Here is a 17,429-nt window from a genome sequence, read left to right as displayed (position 1 = left end):
ACAAAGTTCGTTTCATGGCAGATGCAGCATCCCACCCCTTGTAATGCAGGAGGGCGAGGCTGTAGCCCGAAGTCAGAGTCACGGTTCACAATGTTCATGTTTAACTAAAGTCGTTATGTGTGACATGCGGCCGCCCATGCGCCTTTGCGTTGTCACGCAAGCCTTGCGCAGGCTTTTATAGTCACAATCCGTCATGCCCATGTTCGACTCTCTTCGTAACGTTTGACATGCAGTAGCGTACATTCCTTCCAAGGGTGTCGCGGCCAGAAATAAATATATTAAATCACTATTAATTAAATTAATGTTTAACTAAAAAATTATCGTTATGATTAAAAGGTTGCTTTTAGGCGTAACTATGTTGGCTTCCCTCGGCTCCGTGAGCGCGCAGGAGGCTGTTGTGCTGAATCCTCAGCAAGTAGAAAACGTTAGCTCGTTGATGGAGAAGTCAGCAAACTTAAAAGTAGGTGACATGGGGTTCGCCGGTGCGTCCCAACATCCGTTGGGCATAGCACAGATGCCTTCGCAGTTGCGCAGCATGAAAAAGCCTGCTCCGATGCGTCGTGCAGGAGAAGATAATACCATTTGGTTCGCCTACCCGATGAGTGAAGATGGCAAGTTTTCAGCAATAGGTTGGAAAATCATTTCAGTTATTTTTGATGACAAGGCCAGTGCTTACGCACAACTTACCAACTATAACGTGGCATTTATGGTGCCCGGCAATTATGCCAAGGCCGTGGTCGATTCAGTCATAATGGTGTTGGGTGTCGGCAAGTACACAAACGTAAAGCTGTGGATAGACGGTGTTAAGTCAAATGCCCAAGGGAGTATATCATTCCCGCAAACGCCCGACATGGCCGACTATCACGAGAATCTAGCCGACTTCGAGTTGAAGGGGGCGGGTAGGAACATGTTTGCCCTCAAGGACCTTGAGCTGGCTTCCAAATACACCATTCCGGAGAACGGATGCCTCATTGGCTTTTCTTTCACAACAACAACAGAGAGCCCTCTGGTGTTCTGGGGTGAACCCATGAGTGGCGGTTTCTTCTTTGGTGTTCCAGCACAAAATCAAGACGTCTTTCTTGACATGTCATTGTTGAAACTTGGCAGCTTGGTTGCGATGGCCCGTCTTGATGTCACCAACTGCTCACATGCCAATGTCTCAATGGACAAGCAGCTTGAGAAGCCGGCGCTGATCAACCAGGAGACAAGGCTGTCGGCTGCCGTCTACAATAATGCAGCTTCCGCAATTGACAACGTGAGCTTTGTGCTTACAGTCGATGGCGAGGCCCAAAAGGAGCAGACATACAACTTCCCGGCCCCTCTTGCCGGAGGCGGCAATGACGAACTTGTAGTGCCTTACACCTTCACTACCGAGGGCGTCCATCAAGTGGAATTTAAGATAACAAAAGTCAATGGCGAGGTCAACACTTCGTCGAATCCGTCAACTTCATATGAGGTGTTTGCCTTTGAGAAGTCGGCCAAGCGCACGTCGGTTGTCGAAGAGTTCACCGGTACTTGGTGCGTTAACTGTCCTCGTGGCCACGTCGGTGTGCATAAGCTGAAGGAGAGGTATGGCGACGACATAATCATCCTTGCGGGGCATGCTTCGAGGGACGAGAAAGACGTCGATCCGATGGAGTGTGCTTCTTATTATGATGTTATTAGGGCATACAACCCCGATTTCCCCATAGCCTTGTACGACCGTTCGGCTTTTGGTGACCCATATGCAGATCCGGCAAGCAGCACACTTACTTTTGGTTCCTACAAATATGTAGAATTCGTTAAAGAGATTATGCCAACAGAGGCAACGGTGGCTCTCACGGCCGACTGGGCCGACACAGGCAAGTCGGTCATCAATGCCAAGGTTGATTTCAGCTTCGGCTGCTCTCGCATCAGTCTTGGCTCTGCCAATCCTTATGCCATAGCCTTCGTGCTTTCAGAAGACGGCATGCAAGGCGAGAAAGACGACCACACCTGGTATCAGGCCAATGGATTTTCAGGCGGCACAGGATATAATGCCGACTTTGGTAGTTGGACAAGTGCAGGCCGTTATGTTAATATGGCATACGACAATGTGATTGTTCAGGCGTGGGATGCCCTCAATGGCATAGACGAGAGTGTGCCCTCGGTGGTGATGAAGGATGAGAAACTGTCGTACAGCACCACTCTCGACATATCGGCCAATACGCTCATACAGAACAAGGAAAAACTGTATCTCACGGCCCTTCTCCTCAACCGCAACAACTATTCAATAGTCAATGCGGCACAGGTGAGCCTCGGCAATGGCGGCAGCGCATCCATCGAGGGTGTTACCGACGATGCCAACGGTGCAACGGTGGTGGCCCGTTACAATGTCAACGGCGTGCGTCTTGACAAGGCTCAGAAGGGCCTCAACATCGTCAAGTACTCCGATGGCACCACAAAGAAGGTGATGGTCAAGTAATGCAGATTGTTTACCTCGTTTACCCCGGTGTGTCTTGACATAATCGGCAAGTGCATCGGTTATATTTAGAATGGCCGCGCATCCTTATATTTTGGCCGCAGGAAACAAACTGTTTCCTGCGGCCTTTTTGTCGTCATTCGGTTTTCGGCCGTGCCGTAGGCGTCGTGCCGCTGCCTGGTGGTTTTGTGGCCAGCCGTCCGCCTGTGGGTTGATGGCAGCCTTCCCCTTGGCCCCAATTGTCACTATTATGTCCCAAGCGGCTTCATCTCCGCTTGTCTGTGGCGTCGGCCTATGCATGGTGGCATCCTGTTCACCCCCAATTCCTCGTTATGGGGCAAGGCACCCCCGCCCGGTTGCTGGGCATATTGGCCGCCGCCTTTGCCCCCGGCTTGGCGGGCAACGGCGCGGCAATGCGTCAGGCAATATGCCGGCAACAGAGCGAAAGCACCATAAGGCCGTGATAAGCATCAAAGGCGCATCCCCGGCGGATATGATGGCCGATTGGGCTCAATATGAAGCTGTGCACGGAATGCCCGCAGCAATCACCCTGTCTCTGATGGCGTCGAGTTCGTCGCGTGTGGCTTTCTTCAGGCCGTGGTCGGGCGTTTCGCGGTCAATGGTGTATATCATGACTTCACGCGGCGCAATCTCTACCACCTTATCAAGCCACGGGCCTACATATTCCTCGCCCGTGTTGTCAACGCTCACGCCCCCCGTAGACCCTTTCATGAACATTGTCTGTATTATCAGGTGCCCTTCATACGACTTCAGTGTCGACACCACGTCGTCCACATTGAATCTGCATGCCGGTCGGTTCACCAGGTTGATATACCCCGGGTCTACCGTGTCGAGTTTCAGAATGTTGTTGTCAACCCGCATGAGCGCATTGCGCACGTCGGGCCTGTGGGCCGCCGTCGAGTTGCTCAGCACCGAAATCCTTGCCTTCGGTGCATACCTGTCGCGCAGGCATATAGTGTCGCCTATTATCGCTGCGAAGTCGGGGTGAAGCGTAGGTTCGCCGTTGCCGGCAAACGTCAGCACGTCGGGCAGCAGTCCCTCGACCGCCATCTGCTTCAGCTTTGCCTCGAGAGCGCCAGCCACCTCTTCCCGAGTGGGTCTCGGCAGTGCAGGTCGCCTTTGTGCGTTCAGTCCGCATTCACAGTAAATGCAGTCGAAAGTGCAAATCTTGCCGTCGGCCGGCATCAGGTTGATGCCAAGAGATACTCCCAGCCTCCGGCTGTGTATCGGCCCGAAAATGGGCGAAGGGTATATCACAGTGCTCATGATTCATTTCTTTTGGTTAATACGTTGATGGTGCAGTCCGGCACCGCCAGATGCCCGGCCTCGGGCCCGGCCGGCGCCTTCGGCCGCGCCGCCGTGCCAAGACCGGGGCCGAAGGCGTGGCATTGCCACTCTTGCCCGGGTGCATCTTGTCTTCTGCAAAGGTATACAAAATAATGCGACACCCGTTGTTAATAGTAGTTAATCAGTTGCCCGTGAACGGATTTTTTTGTTACTTTGCACAATCTAAGATGTATTACATCCTGCTAAGATAATGGGAAAGAGACGTAAAAGAGCCGGCGGCCGCCATGGGCTGCAGGTGGTTACTTTGTGTATAAGCACCACAATGGTGCTCGTTTTGCTTGGGCTGTTGGTGTTTTTCGTGCTCACGGCCCGCAACCTTTCGGCCTACGTTAAGGAAAACCTCACGGTGACGGTGATGTTGGCCGACAGCGTGACCGACAATCAGGCGCGCCTGATGTGCCGCGACATGTACCGCCGGCGTTACACCCGCAACGTTGACTACATAAGCAAGGAGCAGGCCCAGCGGGAGCAGACGGCCGCCATGGGCGCCGACCCGTCTGAGTTTCTCGGCTTCAACCCGTTCTCGGCCACGCTCGAGGTGCGCATGAAGTCGGAATATGCCAACCGCGATTCGCTCCGTTGGATATCGGCCGAGCTCATGAAAGACAGCCGTGTTACCGACGTGGCTTACCAGGAAGACCTCATGGACAGCGTCAACAACAACCTGCGCAAGTTCAGCGTGGTGCTGCTTGCGCTGGCCGTCCTGCTCACGTGTGTCTCGTTCTCCCTGATTAACAGCACCGTGAAACTGAGCGTTTATTCCCGCCGTTTCCTCATCCACACGATGAAGCTTGTCGGTGCCTCGTGGGGCTTCATACGTCGCCCGTTCCTGCGCAATGCCATAGGCATAGGCCTGCTGGCCGCTGTGCTGGCCTGCGGTGTGCTTGGCGGCGGGGCCTACCTGCTCTATACCTACGAGCCTTCGATAGTGGCCGTGGTCACATGGCGCGAGCTTGCCATCACCGGGGTTGCCGTGTTTGTGTTCGGCATAGTCATCACCACCCTGTGCTCTTGCATCTCGGTCAACAAGTTCCTGCGCATGTCGGCCGGCGACTTGTATAAGATTTAGCCTGCCACCCGCTCCGGCAGCCACGCGGGGGTGCCATTGCGTGGCCGCAGCCACGGCTGCATGCAGCCGGCTCCGGCCCGGCGTGCGTCGCAGTCTGCCGCCGTGGGGGCGTTTGCATATTGGTTTTTGATAAGAGTATTAGTTTAATTATAATGGACAAGAGAAATTTAGCATTCGACCGTACGAATTTCATATTGCTGGCAGTATGCATGGCAATAGTGATAGTCGGCTTCGTGCTCATGAGCGGGCCCGGGTCGACTGAAGACGTGTATAACCCCGACATCTTCAGTGCGCGCCGCATCAAGGTGGCTCCCGTTGTGTGCCTTGTCGGCTTTGTCGGCATGGTTTACGCCATTATCCGCAAGCCAAAGTCTGTTGCAGGCGAGGCCTTAGAGAGTGTAGAACCAACCCAGGAGGCAACGGCAGAGTAAGATGGGAGACATGACATTGCTCGAGGTGATAATCATCGCCATCGTCGAGGGACTCACCGAGTTCCTGCCTGTGTCGTCAACAGGCCACATGATAATTGCCCAAAACGTGCTTGGCGTAGAGAGCACCGTGTTTGTCAAGGCATTCACGTTCATCATCCAGTTTGGTGCCATACTCTCTGTGGTGGTGCTCTACTGGAAGCGTTTCTTCCGCCTCAACCGTGAGCCGCTGCCCGAGGGGGCTTCGGCTGTCAAGCGTTTCCTCCACAAGTTCGACTTCTACTGGAAGCTCCTGGTGGCCTTCATCCCAGCCGCCGTGCTCGGGCTTTTGTTCAGCGACATGATCGACGCCATGCTCGAGAGCGTCATGGTTGTGGCCATCATGCTCGTGGTTGGCGGTGTGTTCATGCTCTTTTGCGACAAACTGTTCGGCAACGGCAGCGAGAGCACCAAGATGACCGAGCGCCGTGCGTTCATGGTGGGCCTCTTCCAGTGCATCTCGATGATACCGGGCGTTTCGCGTTCCATGGCCACCATCGTGGGCGGCATGGCCCAGAAGCTCACCCGCAAGGCCGCGGCCGAGTTCTCGTTTTTCCTCGCCGTGCCCACCATGTTTGCCGCCACGGTCTACAAGATGTACAAGCTCTTCAGCGAAGGCGGCACCGACATAATCATGAACAACCTCGGGGCGCTCATCGTAGGCAACCTCGTGGCATTCGTCGTTGCCATGCTTGCCATAAAGTTCTTCATCAGCTATGTGACAAAATACGGCTTCAAGGCATTCGGCTGGTACCGCATTATCGTCGGGCTGGTCATCCTTGCGCTGCTGTTCACTGGCCACACACTTGAGATGGCATAATGAACTTCACCGAGGGAGAGTACATCTATCTTGACAAACCCTACGGTATGTCGAGCTTCGGGGCGTTGGCAAGGGTGCGTTACCTCATATCCCAGCGCCTCGGCGTGAAGCGGCTCAAGACCGGCCACGCCGGCACGCTTGACCCGTTGGCCACCGGCGTGCTCATACTCTGCACCGGCCGGAAGACCAAAGAGATTGAGAGGCTGCAGCTCACCACCAAAGAGTATGTGGCCACCATGCAGCTCGGGGCCACCACTCCGAGCTTCGACATGGAGCACACCGTCGACGCCACCTATCCCACGGCGCACATCACGCGCGCCAAGGTCGAGGCCGCGCTGGCCCGTTTTGTGGGTGAGATAAGCCAGGTGCCGCCCGAATACTCTGCCTGCAAGGTGGGCGGGGCCCGGGCTTACAGCCTGATGCGCAAGGGGCGCGACGTGGAGCTCAAGCCCAAGACGCTGCGTATCGACGAGATAGAGCTTATGGATTTTGATGCCACGCGCATGAGGCTTGCCGTCAGGGTGGTCTGCGGCAAGGGCACATACATACGCGCCCTGGCCCGCGACATTGGCCGCGAGCTGGGCAGCGGAGCCTTCCTCACGTCGTTGCGCCGCACGCGCATTGGCGCCGTCAGGGCCGAAGACTGCGTGACGCTCGACGACTTTCCGGCGTGGCTCGAACGACAGGACATTGAAGACAATATACTGAAAGGAGATTGAATATATGAAACTGACACAATTCAAGTTTAAGTTGCCAGAGGCGCAGGTGGCCCTTGAGCCGCCGTTCCGCGCGTTCCCCAATCCCGACGGCACCGTCGACAAGGTGTACCATCGCGATGAGTGCCGCCTGATGGTGGCCCACCGCAAGAGCAATAGTATAGAGATGTGCAAGAAAGACGCCGAGGGCAACGACATGCTAGATGCCGATGGCAATCCCGTTTACCTCGGTTTCCGCGACATAGTGAACTACTTTGACGACGGCGACGCCTTCATCTTCAACGACACCAAGGTGTTTCCGGCCCGACTCTACGGCACCAAGGAGAAGACCGACGCAAAGATTGAGGTGTTCTTGCTGCGCGAGCTCAACGAAGAACTGCGCCTTTGGGACGTGCTGGTTGAGCCGGCCCGGAAGATACGCATAGGCAACAAGCTGTTTTTCAACGACGACGGGCCGATGGTGGCCGAGGTCATCGACAACACCACGAGCCGCGGGCGCACGCTCAGGTTCCTGTATGACTGCCCTCACGATGAGTTCAAGCGCGAGCTCTTTGCCTTGGGCGAGGCACCGCTGCCGCGCTACATCATCGACCGCAGGCCTGCCACGGCCGACGACATGGAGAACTTCCAGACCATCTTCGCCAAGAACGAGGGGGCTGTCACTGCACCTTCCACAGGGCTGCACTTCAGCCGTGAGCTGATGAAGATGATGGAGATTCGCGGCATCAACAAGGCGTTCATCACCGTGCATTGCAGCCTCGGCAGCTTCGAGCCCATCGAGGTGGAGGACCTGACTAAGCACAAGATGAACTCCGAGCAGATGATTGTGGGTGCCGAGGCTTGCCGCGTGGTCAACGAGGCTAAGCAGGCCGGCCACCGCGTCTGCGCTGTCGGGGTGAGCACGGCACGTGCCACTGAGACTGCCGTGGGCACCGACGGGCTGCTGAAAGAGTTTGACGGCTGGACAAACAAGTTTATCTTCCCGCCCTACGACTATGGCATGGCCAACAGCATGGTGGCCAACTTCTACCATCCCGAGTCGACCATGCTCATGGCCACGGCTGCCTTTGGCGGCTACGAGCTCGTGATGGAGGCCTACAAGATGGCGGTAAAGAATGGCTACAGGTTTGGGTGCTACGGCGATGCGCTGCTCATACTTGACGACTGACGTGGCCGGAGGCATGCGACATGAGTGAAGGCATGGCATTCCACGATGTCTATCTTGGCCTCGGGGCCAACATCGGCGACCGCGCAAAGACCTTGGCCGCTGCCACCGACAGGATTGGCGAGCTGGTTGGCGAGGTGGTGGGCCGCTCCGCTCTGTATGAGACAGAGCCGTGGGGGTTTGAGTCAGACCACATGTTTGTCAACTCCGTGGTGCATTGCCGCACGGCCCTGAGCCCGCGGCAGGTGCTCGAGCAGACGCAGCTCATAGAGCGCGAGCTCGGCCGGAGGCGCAAGTCGGTTGGCGGGTGCTATGCCGACAGGCCCATCGACATCGACATTTTGCTTTACGACGACATCACCGTCGACGAGCCCGACCTCAAGATTCCGCATCCGCTCATGCACGAGCGCGACTTCGTGATGATGCCCCTCAACGAGATATTGGGGCGCTGACGGGCTTTCGGCCTGTCAGCGGGCATGCGTCCGCTTGGCCATGAAACAAGGCGCCACAGGCAGTGCTGTACTGCCTGTGGCGCCTTTCGCATATATCTGGCCGGCTCTGCGCCATGGCCCCCTGGCTGCTGCGGCTGCTTGCCGTGGGGCAAAAGCAAAGGCAGGAAGCTCCGTTTTGCCGGTGCTTCCTGCCTGTTTTCCTTTTCCGCCTGGCGCTTGCCTGTTACTTGCGCAGGCCGAGAGCCTTGATGATGGCGCGGTAGCGGTTTACGTCGCGGTCGTAGAGATAGTTGAGCAGTGCGCGGCGCTTGCCCACGAGCTTGGTCAGCGACCTTTCGGTCACGAAGTCCTTGTGGTGCTTCTTGAGGTGCTCTGTCAGGTGGGCGATGCGGTATGTGAACAGCGCAATCTGGCTTTCAGCCGACCCTGTGTTGGTCTTTGACGTTCCATACTGCTCGAAAATCTCTTCCTTTTTTGCCTTGTCTAAATACATGGTTTTTTGTTTGATTAATTTGTTTGATAATTACATCCTTCTGATGCCGGCAGCCTTAATCACAACGGCCGCATCGTCGAATGCATCGGACTTTCCGAATTTGCGGCTGCAAAGTTACTTATTTTTATTCATATTACGCTGTTTGTCAGCATGTAATTGGTGGCGCGTTAACATATATTTAGTGTTCGGGCCCCTCCGGCGGTGCTGTCCGCTGCGCTCACCAGCCCATTATGTTGCGCAATATCCACCATCCTGTCACCGCCAGCAGCACGCCCGCGGTAAACTTGGTGTTGTTGACCGCGGCATAAAACCCCGGACGGCGCTTTCTCACAAGTTCGCCCACCAGCAGCAGGGCCACGGCCGGCAGCGAGGCCACCAGCAGGAAGTTGTAGGCGGCCGCCCCCCTGATGTCGGCGTGCAGCAGGCAGTGGATGGCCCTTTGCGAGCCGCATCCCGGGCATTTCAGGCCAGTCAGCGTCAGGAACGGGCACCGTGGGAATATGGCGTTCGTGGCCGGGTCGAGCGCGAAATAGGCCGCCCCGGCCAATGCTATGGCACATGCCGCGAGTGCCGTTGTGGCTATTCTTGCTGTTTTCGTCATTGTTTGGTTTGCTGTTTGTTGCCGGGTGTGGCGGCGGGCAGTGGCCTGCGCGGCCTGCCGGCCCATAGCCCGGCCATGGCAAAGGCCCATCCGCTGTGGCGTGATGGGCCTTTGTGGCTTTTCTTGCTTTGGCTTTGCGGCGCCTGCCGTGCTTTGCTGCGCCGCGCGGTAGCGCCTACATGTCGGGCAGTGCCGACTTCAGCATCACGCCGTAGCTGATGGCATAGACGATGATGACCACTATACCCACTATGAATCCTATCTTTGTCCACTTGGCGGCAGTGGCACTGGCCTGCTGCGCAGCCTCTATGTTGCCCGATGCGTAGAGCGAGTTGACCTTTGCGGCGTTGACTATTCCAACGATGCCGAACGGCAGGCAGCAGAACAGGGTCACGAGGATTGACTCAACGAGCCACGTCTTTGGTTGTACGTTTTCTTCCATGATAGCTTTGTTTTAAGTTGTTATTGATAATTGTTGACGGTCGTTTGCAGGTGGGTCACAGTGCAGAGAGCAATGCGCCCATGACGATGAAGCCTATGTACAGTACTGCCACGCCGGCCCCTATGCCAATGCCCCAGAACACCATGTTGCGCGCCTGGCGCGACTTGTATTCGGCCATTTCGTAGTTGCCTTGCAGGTAGTTGCTTTCCACTTGTGATGAATATACTATTGCTATCACTCCGAACACTATGCAGCACAGCAGCGTCACGACTATCGATTCGGCCAGCCATGTCTTCGGCATGGGCGGGCGGGTGGCCTCGGCCTTGCTGTCTTGCGGCGCGTCCACCGGCGGCGGGGCTGCAGGCAGTGCAAACTCGGCCAGCTCGGCCACGTCGGCGGCGACTGTCCATCCGTCCAGTCCTTCGCGCCATACCTTTGTGTCTTGTGTCAGCCCTGTTTCTCTCAGGTATTCTATAGAGTAAGGGCCTTGCCTCCGGTTGTCTTTGATGATGTAGTAGTCCATGTCGGTCTGTATGTTCGTTAGTGTCGGCCCGGTGTTGCTTTGTGGCTCCGTGGCGTGGCATTTTGCCTTGCCTCCCATGCTCCAAGCCTTATGCAAATGTACGAATAAAATTGCAAACGGCAATGAAAAAACATGAAAAATGTTTCAATTCGGCATGTTGTGATGCAGTGGCGTTGCCCATTTCGGTTGTTTTCGCTGCTAATTTGTGCTGGTTTTCGGTATGTCCCGGTTTGTCGTCCAGACGTGCCGGGCGTTTGCGGTGCTGCGGGCGGGGTGGTGGCGGTGTGGCTTGGCTGCGTCGTCGCCGCATGGTGTGGCGCCATGTGGTGTGAGTTTTTAGTCATGTCGTGGCACTTTGCGCAACCGGTTGAGCCACAGCCTGTTTGCCTTGCCTTGGTCATGGCTGTGCAGAACGGGCCGTTTTGGCTTGCCGTTTGGGTCGTTTTGCACTGCCAAGCGGGCCGTCCTGTTTGGCAAAACGGCCCTGGCCGTACGGCTGCCGTTGCGTGTCGGCATATTTCGCGTTGCGCAGGTAGGCTCTCGCCCGGCCGTGGTGGCGTGCCGGCGCAGCCCTTGCGCAACAAACATATTTTGCCCGTGCGTGTTAAAAATACCGCGCATGATTATTTATTGTGGATTAAAATGTGTAACTTTGCAGCGGTTTTTAAGGTAACAACTCAATGCAAGACATCAGAAACATAGCAATCATTGCCCACGTTGACCACGGAAAGACAACGCTGGTGGACAAGATGATGCTCGCCGGAAACCTGTTCCGCGACGGGCAAGACCTCAGCGGGCAAGTGCTCGACAGCAACGACTTGGAGCGCGAGAGGGGCATAACAATCCTCTCGAAAAACGTCTCCATCAATTGGAAAGGAACGAAGATAAACATCATAGACACCCCGGGCCACTCGGACTTCGGCGGCGAGGTGGAGCGCGTGTTGAACATGGCCGACGGCTGTCTGCTGCTCGTCGACGCCTTTGAGGGCCCTATGCCGCAGACGAGGTTTGTGCTGCAGAAGGCCCTGCAGATAGGGCTGAAGCCCATAGTGGTGGTAAACAAGGTCGACAAACCCAACTGCCGCCCCGAAGAGGTGTACGAGATGGTGTTCGACCTGATGTTCTCGCTCAACGCCACCGAAGACCAGCTCGACTTCCCCGTGGTCTACGGCTCGGCCAAGAACGGCTGGATGGGCGAAGACTACAAGGAGCCCACGGGCGACATCAACTACCTTCTGGACAAGATTGTCGAGGTTATCCCGGCGCCGAAGGTGATTGAGGGCACGCCGCAAATGCTCATCACGTCGCTCGACTACTCCAACTATACAGGCCGCATTGCCGTGGGGCGCGTGCACCGCGGTGTGTTGCGCGAGGGCATGAATGTCACCATAGCCCATCGCGACGGCTCCATGGAGAAGACGCGCATCAAGGAGCTGCACACGTTTGAGGGCATGGGCCATGTGAAGGCGCCCGAAGTGGCCAGCGGCGACATCTGCGCCATCATCGGCCTTGAGCGTTTCGAGATTGGAGACACCATCTGCGACTTCGAGAATCCCGACCCGCTGCCGCCCATAGCCATCGACGAGCCTACCATGAGCATGCTGTTCACCATCAACGACTCGCCGTTCTTCGGCAAGGAAGGCAAGTTTGTCACCAGCCGCCACATCAACGACCGCCTGCAGAAGGAGCTCGAGAAGAACCTCGCCCTGCGCGTGCGCCAGTTTGAGGACAGCACCGACAAGTGGATAGTGAGCGGGCGCGGAGTGCTGCACCTGTCGGTATTGATAGAGACCATGCGCCGCGAGGGCTACGAACTGCAGGTGGGCCAGCCACAGGTGATATACAAAGAGATTGACGGTGTGAAGTGTGAGCCCATCGAGGAGCTTACCATCAACGTGCCCGAAGAGTTTGCAAGCAAGATGATTGACATGGTTACCAGGCGCAAGGGTGAGATGACTTCGATGGAGAGCCAGGCCGACCGGGTGAACATCGAGTTCGACGTGCCGTCGCGGGGCATCATCGGCCTGCGCACCAACGTGCTCACTGCAAGCCAGGGCGAGGCCATCATGGCCCACAGGTTCAAGGAATACCAGCCTTACAAGGGTGACATCAGCCGCCGCATCAACGGCTCGATGATTGCCATGGAGACGGGCACCGCCTATGCTTACTCTATCGACAAGCTGCAAGACCGCGGCAAGTTCTTCATCGACCCGGGCGAGGAGGTGTATGCCGGCGAGGTCGTAGGGGAGCACGTTCACGACAACGACCTCGTGGTGAACGTTACAAAGGCCAAGCAGCTGACGAACACCCGGGCCAGCGGTTCCGACGACAAGGCGCGCATAATACCCCGCACCGTGCTCTCGCTCGAGGAGGCCTTGGAGTACATCAAGGAGGATGAGCTGGTAGAGGTAACGCCGAAGAGCATGCGCATGCGCAAGATAATACTCGACCACAACGAGCGCAAGAAGAGCCAGAAGTCGTAAGGCTTTTGGCCAGGATATACGCAGCTGGATTGTTGCGGCGCCGGTGCCGCAATGCGAAAACAGGGCAAAGGCGGATCGGGGCATGGCTTGAGGCCGTGCGGCTCGGTCAGGCCTTTGCCCTTTTGCTTGCCATACGGTGGCCTTGCATGGCAACGTCGGCTGTGTTGGAAATGTATGGCATGGTGTCGGAAAACGCCGCCCGGCCATCCCCAACGGGGGTGGCCGGGCGGCGCTGTTGTTGTGGTTGAGGCCTATTCAGGGTAGGCCATGTTCTCGTCCTTTATGCAGTCGAGCACCTCGGTCAGGTATTTGCGGGCCTCCCACCGGGCCATCGGCAGGTCGTGGAGCAGCCAGTTGCCGCAGTCCTTGGGCGCGGCGCCGGGCACGTCGCCCTCGTACGACGCAACAAAGCCGAACGTACGGCGCATCAGGTCGACGATGTCGCGGCTCTCCAGGTCGCCTTTCATGAGCAGGTAGTTGCCCGTCATGCATCCCATCGGCCCCCAATAGACTATACGGTCGCGCCATTCGGGGTCGTTCCTGAGGTATGTCGCGGCCAGATGCTCAATGGTATGCAGGGCGCCGGGGTGCATGGCGGGCTCCCTGTTGGGCTCTTTCATGCGTATGTCGAACGTGGTCACGGTCTCGCCGCCCACGTTGTCCTTGCGCGAAACGTATATGCCGCGCAGCAGGAGGTTGTGATTGATTGTGAAACTTGGTATCTTGTCCATCTCAATAACGTTTTGGTGTGGTTGTGCTGTCTGTTGTCTGTTGCTGCCGCAAGTCACGATATGCTTTCCAACAGGGCCCTTGTCACGTGGAAAGAGCTGTCGGCCATGCGCTCCCAGAAGTCGAAGTACTGGCTTGCCTTGTCGTCTTTGAGCGGTATGTCGCTTATTATCCGGAAGCTGATGAACGGCACCCCGAACTGGTGGCAGGCCTGTGCTATGGCGGCAGACTCCATGTCTACGGCCATGGCTTCGGGGAAGTGGGCGACGATGGCGCGCATCTTGTCGCGCGAATCGACAAACCAGTCGCCCGTGACGATGAGCCCCGGCGTTATCTTCGTGCCGCAGTCGATGGCCGAGGCCGCCCGCAGCAGGGCTTTGTCAGAGGCAAACCGCGGCGGCATGCCCATTATCTGGCCGTACTGCTGGTCGCTGCCGCAGTAGGCGTCGTGGTAGCACGACTCTGTTGCCACCACCACTTCCTGCACGTTGAGGGCCGTCGAGGCACCGCCGGCCACGCCCGTCGAGATGACCACGTCGGGGCTAAAGGCGTTCACCATGTCTGTCGTCCATATGGCGGCGTTCACTTTTCCGATGCCGCACTGCACCATCACGACCTCGTTGCTGCCTATGGTGCCGGTGGTGTAAGTCTTGCCCCGCCGTGCCGTTTGCTTCACTTCGCCCAGCATCGAGCACACCTGGGCGAACTCTTTGTCCATAGCTATGACTATGCCTATTCTCATTTTGTGTCTTGATTTGATGGTGCAAAGATAGCAAATAAATATGAATTATGTCTTTGAGGCCGATGTTATGCAATGCCATTTGGTGCTTTTTGAATTAAAAAACGTATCTTTGCACCCGTGAATTGAACCAATAATAAAAACAATTATATAGATGAAGACATTGAAACGATGCCTGCCCGATGTGTTGGCAGTGCTCTTGTTTGCGGTTCTTTCGTTCGCTTATTTCTTCCCGGCAGACACGGAAGGGCGCATCCTTTACCAGCATGACGCCTCGGCCGGGCGCGGTTCCGGCCAGGAGATTGCCGATTATCGTGCCCGCACGGGCGAAACCCCACGGTGGACCAACACCCTTTTCTGCGGCATGCCCACCTACCAAATCGCCCCGTCGTACGACAGTTCGGGCATCCTCTCGACCGTCGAGACGGCCTACCACCTGTGGCTTCCCGACTACGTATGGTATGTGTTTGCCTACCTGCTTGGCTTTTACATACTGCTGCGGGCCTTCAATTTCAGGCAGTCGCTGGCCGTGCTGGGCTCCATCGTATGGGCTTTCAGCAGTTACTTCTTCATAATCATAGCCGCAGGTCACATCTGGAAGGTGATGGCCCTGGCCTATCTGCCGCCGATGATTGCCGGTGTTGTGCTGGCCTACAGGGGCAAGCTGTTGTGGGGTTTCATACTCACGGCCTTGTTTGCCGGCCTTGAGGTGCACGCCAACCATGTGCAGATGACATACTACTACCTGTTTATCATCTTCTTCATGATAGTGGCTTTCCTCGTCGACGCCATACGGAAGCGCCGCATGGCGGCTTTCCTAAAGGCCACGGGTGTGTGTGCCGCCGCCGCCGTGCTGGGCATCTGCATGAACATCTCAAACCTTTACCACACGTGGGAATACTCGCATGAGTCGATGCGAGGCAAGAGCGAGCTGGTCAAGGAGCATACGGCCAACCAGACAAGCAGCGGCCTCGACCGCGACTACATCACCCAGTGGAGCTACGGGGTGGGCGAGACGTGGACCCTGCTCGTGCCCAACGCCAAGGGCGGGGCATCGGTGCCGCTGAGCCTCAACGAGACGGCCATGGAGCACGCCGACAACAACTACGTGCAGATATACCAGCAACTGGGGCAGTACTGGGGCGAGCAGCCCGGCACGAGCGGCCCGGTCTACGTGGGCGCCTTCGTGCTGATGCTGTTCATTCTCGGCCTGTTCATCGTCAAGGGGCCCATGAAGTGGGCCTTGCTTGCCTCGACCGTGCTCTCCGTGCTGCTGTCGTGGGGCCACAACTTCATGTGGTTCACCAACCTGTTCATAGACTATGTGCCCATGTACGCCAAGTTCCGCACGGTGGCCTCAATACTCGTCATTGCCGAGTTCACCATCCCGCTGCTGGCCATGCTGGCGCTGAAGAGGCTTGTCGACGAGCCCGAGTTGCTCACGAAGAAGATAAAGCTCGTCTACGTGAGCTTCGGCCTGACGGGCGGCATGGCCCTGCTGTTCGCGCTGATGCCGGGCCTTTTCTTCCCCGAATACGTCTCGTCGGCTGAGATGCAGGCCATGTCGCAGATTCCCGCCGACCAGTTGCAGCCGCTGCTGGCCAACCTCACCGAGATGCGTAAGGCCATTTTCACTGCCGACTGCTGGCGGTCGTTCTGGATTGTGGTGGCCGGCACGCTGCTGTTGCTGCTCTTCAAGGCGCGCAAGCTTAAGGCTTCCTACATGGTCGGGGCCGTCACGGTGCTCTGCCTTATTGACATGTGGCAGGTAAACAAGCGCTACCTGCACGACGATATGTTTGTCGACGCCAGCGTGCGCACCGCCCCGGTGGAGATGACGCAGACCGAGCAGCAGATACTTCAGGACAAGCAGCTCTACTACCGCGTGCTCAACCTTGCCACGAACACGTTCAACGAGAACGAGACATCGTATTACCTGAAGAGCGTAGGCGGCTACCACGCCGCCAAGCTGCGCCGTTACCAGGAGCTGATAGAGGCATACATCTCGCCCGAGATGCAGAAGCTGTTTGCTGCCGTGGCCGAGAATGCAGGCGACATGACGCGAATCAACGGCGACAGCATATTCCCCGTGCTCAACATGCTCAACGCCAAGTACTTCATAATGCCGCTGCAGTCGGGGCAAACCGTGCCGCTGCTAAACCCCTATGCCTATGGCAATGCATGGTTTGTTGACAAGGTAAGCTATGTCGACAACGCCAACCAAGAGCTCGAAATGGTGGGTAAGGTAAGCCTGCGCCACGAGGCTGTGGCCGACAAGAAGTTTGCCGACTGCCTCGGGCAGAGCCAGACGCAAGACAGCACGAGCGTTGTCAGGCTCACCGCTTACGATGCCACTAAGCTGACCTACGACGTCAATTCGTCGAAGGGCGGCGTAATAGTGTTCTCCGACATATATTACCCGGGCTGGACGGCCACTGTCGACGGTCAGGAGGTAGAGGTAGGGCGTGTCAACTACGTGCTGCGCGCCATCAACGTCAAGCCCGGCCGCCACACCGTCGAGCTGAAGTTCTTCCCCAGGTCGGTCGATGCCACCGAGACAATAGCCTATGCGGCCTACGCCATACTTGCCGTGGTGGTGCTTTTGCTTGTTTATCTCGAGTGGCGCAAGCGCCGCAAGGGCGGGCCGGCCGCAGAAGGGTAAGGCGGTTGTGACATATCGATGGCCGGATGGTTGTTGCCGGGCTGTTGCGCAAGGGCGCATGGCCGGCGGCGCCCATCCGGCCTCTTTGTTGCGTGCGGGCGTCGTTTATGCCGTATGGGCAGGGTCTGCCGTCCGTCAGCGGGCTTGCTAACGGGCGCCGGGCGGTTGCTGTCCGATTTCCCGACATTAGGTATGCCGCCATGCCGTAGATGCCGTATGGTGTTGCGGCATGGGCCGTTTCAGGGTGCAAAAAGGGCCGT

The 17,429-nt window shown here is 57.1% G+C and carries 17 protein-coding genes; 10 read left to right on the top strand and 7 right to left on the bottom strand.

All coding sequences use genetic code 11. The features are described 5' to 3' along the window. Positions 1-325: 325 nt before the first annotated feature. Positions 326-2,443 (top strand): hypothetical protein, encoded by a 2,118-nt coding sequence (locus M3089_RS07960; protein WP_249083181.1) that lies wholly within the window; start codon positions 326-328, stop codon positions 2,441-2,443. A 507-nt stretch (positions 2,444-2,950) separates the two neighbouring features. Here the strand turns inward: M3089_RS07960 and M3089_RS07955 are convergent. Next, positions 2,951-3,727, bottom strand: a complete 777-nt coding sequence (locus M3089_RS07955; RefSeq protein ID WP_249083178.1) for a radical SAM protein — start codon at positions 3,725-3,727, stop codon at positions 2,951-2,953. A gap of 271 nt (positions 3,728-3,998) precedes the next feature. Here M3089_RS07955 and M3089_RS07950 point away from each other — a divergent pair, with 271 nt between their 5' ends. The 6 genes from M3089_RS07950 to folK all read left to right on the top strand — a co-directional run bounded on the left by M3089_RS07950 (position 3,999) and on the right by folK (position 8,497). Further along, a complete protein-coding gene (locus M3089_RS07950) occupies positions 3,999-4,877 on the top strand; it encodes a cell division protein FtsX (protein ID WP_205109001.1) in 879 nt (292 codons plus the stop codon). A gap of 152 nt (positions 4,878-5,029) precedes the next feature. Further along, the gene (locus M3089_RS07945) at positions 5,030-5,308 is read left to right on the top strand and encodes a DUF3098 domain-containing protein (protein ID WP_249083177.1); all 279 of its coding nucleotides are present in this window, start codon (positions 5,030-5,032) and stop codon (positions 5,306-5,308) included. 1 nt (position 5,309) lies between these two features. Continuing rightward, positions 5,310-6,164 carry an undecaprenyl-diphosphate phosphatase gene (locus M3089_RS07940; RefSeq protein WP_205109005.1) on the top strand — a complete coding sequence of 285 codons (855 nt, stop codon included), beginning with the start codon at positions 5,310-5,312 and terminating at the stop codon, positions 6,162-6,164. Beyond that, positions 6,164-6,883, top strand: coding sequence for a tRNA pseudouridine(55) synthase TruB (gene truB / locus M3089_RS07935; RefSeq protein WP_205109007.1), 720 nt, complete (start codon positions 6,164-6,166; stop codon positions 6,881-6,883). Before M3089_RS07940 ends, truB begins: the two co-directional genes overlap by 1 nt. Positions 6,884-6,887: 4 nt before the next feature. Further along, complete coding sequence (queA, locus tag M3089_RS07930) at positions 6,888-8,048, top strand: tRNA preQ1(34) S-adenosylmethionine ribosyltransferase-isomerase QueA (protein WP_249083175.1); 1,161 nt, start codon at positions 6,888-6,890, stop codon at positions 8,046-8,048. A gap of 32 nt (positions 8,049-8,080) precedes the next feature. After that, a complete protein-coding gene (gene folK, locus M3089_RS07925; protein ID WP_249083174.1) occupies positions 8,081-8,497 on the top strand; it encodes a 2-amino-4-hydroxy-6-hydroxymethyldihydropteridine diphosphokinase in 417 nt (138 codons plus the stop codon). 223 nt (positions 8,498-8,720) lie between these two features. Here the strand turns inward: folK and rpsO are convergent, their stop codons facing one another. The 4 genes from rpsO to M3089_RS07905 all read right to left on the bottom strand — a co-directional run bounded on the left by rpsO (position 8,721) and on the right by M3089_RS07905 (position 10,634). After that, a complete protein-coding gene (gene rpsO, locus M3089_RS07920; protein ID WP_205109011.1) occupies positions 8,721-8,990 on the bottom strand; it encodes a 30S ribosomal protein S15 in 270 nt (89 codons plus the stop codon). 217 nt (positions 8,991-9,207) lie between these two features. Further along, a complete protein-coding gene (locus M3089_RS07915) occupies positions 9,208-9,591 on the bottom strand; it encodes a DUF2752 domain-containing protein (RefSeq protein ID WP_205109012.1) in 384 nt (127 codons plus the stop codon). A 175-nt stretch (positions 9,592-9,766) separates the two neighbouring features. Further along, the gene (locus M3089_RS07910) at positions 9,767-10,033 is read right to left on the bottom strand and encodes a CD225/dispanin family protein (RefSeq protein WP_249083172.1); all 267 of its coding nucleotides are present in this window, start codon (positions 10,031-10,033) and stop codon (positions 9,767-9,769) included. Between the two features lie 55 nt (positions 10,034-10,088). Further along, on the bottom strand, positions 10,089-10,634 hold the full coding sequence (locus tag M3089_RS07905; RefSeq protein ID WP_249083171.1) for a CD225/dispanin family protein: 546 nt from the start codon (positions 10,632-10,634) through the stop codon (positions 10,089-10,091). Between the two features lie 54 nt (positions 10,635-10,688). Between M3089_RS07905 and M3089_RS07900 the strand changes: the two genes are divergently transcribed. Together M3089_RS07900 and typA are read left to right on the top strand one after the other, a co-directional pair. Next, positions 10,689-11,258 carry a hypothetical protein gene (locus M3089_RS07900; RefSeq protein WP_249083169.1) on the top strand — a complete coding sequence of 190 codons (570 nt, stop codon included), beginning with the start codon at positions 10,689-10,691 and terminating at the stop codon, positions 11,256-11,258. Next, the gene (typA, locus tag M3089_RS07895) at positions 11,237-13,039 is read left to right on the top strand and encodes a translational GTPase TypA (RefSeq protein WP_205109019.1); all 1,803 of its coding nucleotides are present in this window, start codon (positions 11,237-11,239) and stop codon (positions 13,037-13,039) included. Before M3089_RS07900 ends, typA begins: the two co-directional genes overlap by 22 nt. Positions 13,040-13,290: 251 nt before the next feature. Here typA and M3089_RS07890 read toward each other — a convergent pair whose 3' ends face one another. Both M3089_RS07890 and M3089_RS07885 read right to left on the bottom strand, forming a co-directional pair. Next, a complete protein-coding gene (locus tag M3089_RS07890; protein WP_249083167.1) occupies positions 13,291-13,770 on the bottom strand; it encodes an S-ribosylhomocysteine lyase in 480 nt (159 codons plus the stop codon). A gap of 53 nt (positions 13,771-13,823) precedes the next feature. Further along, positions 13,824-14,510 carry a 5'-methylthioadenosine/adenosylhomocysteine nucleosidase gene (locus M3089_RS07885; protein WP_205109022.1) on the bottom strand — a complete coding sequence of 229 codons (687 nt, stop codon included), beginning with the start codon at positions 14,508-14,510 and terminating at the stop codon, positions 13,824-13,826. A 151-nt stretch (positions 14,511-14,661) separates the two neighbouring features. Here M3089_RS07885 and M3089_RS07880 point away from each other — a divergent pair, with 151 nt between their 5' ends. After that, complete coding sequence (locus M3089_RS07880; RefSeq protein WP_205109024.1) at positions 14,662-17,169, top strand: YfhO family protein; 2,508 nt, start codon at positions 14,662-14,664, stop codon at positions 17,167-17,169. Positions 17,170-17,429 lie beyond the last annotated feature (260 nt).

The organism is Marseilla massiliensis, from assembly GCF_023336985.1.
Lineage (GTDB): Bacteria > Bacteroidota > Bacteroidia > Bacteroidales > Bacteroidaceae > Prevotella > Prevotella intestinigallinarum.
This window is presented reverse-complemented; position numbering and strand designations above follow the sequence as displayed.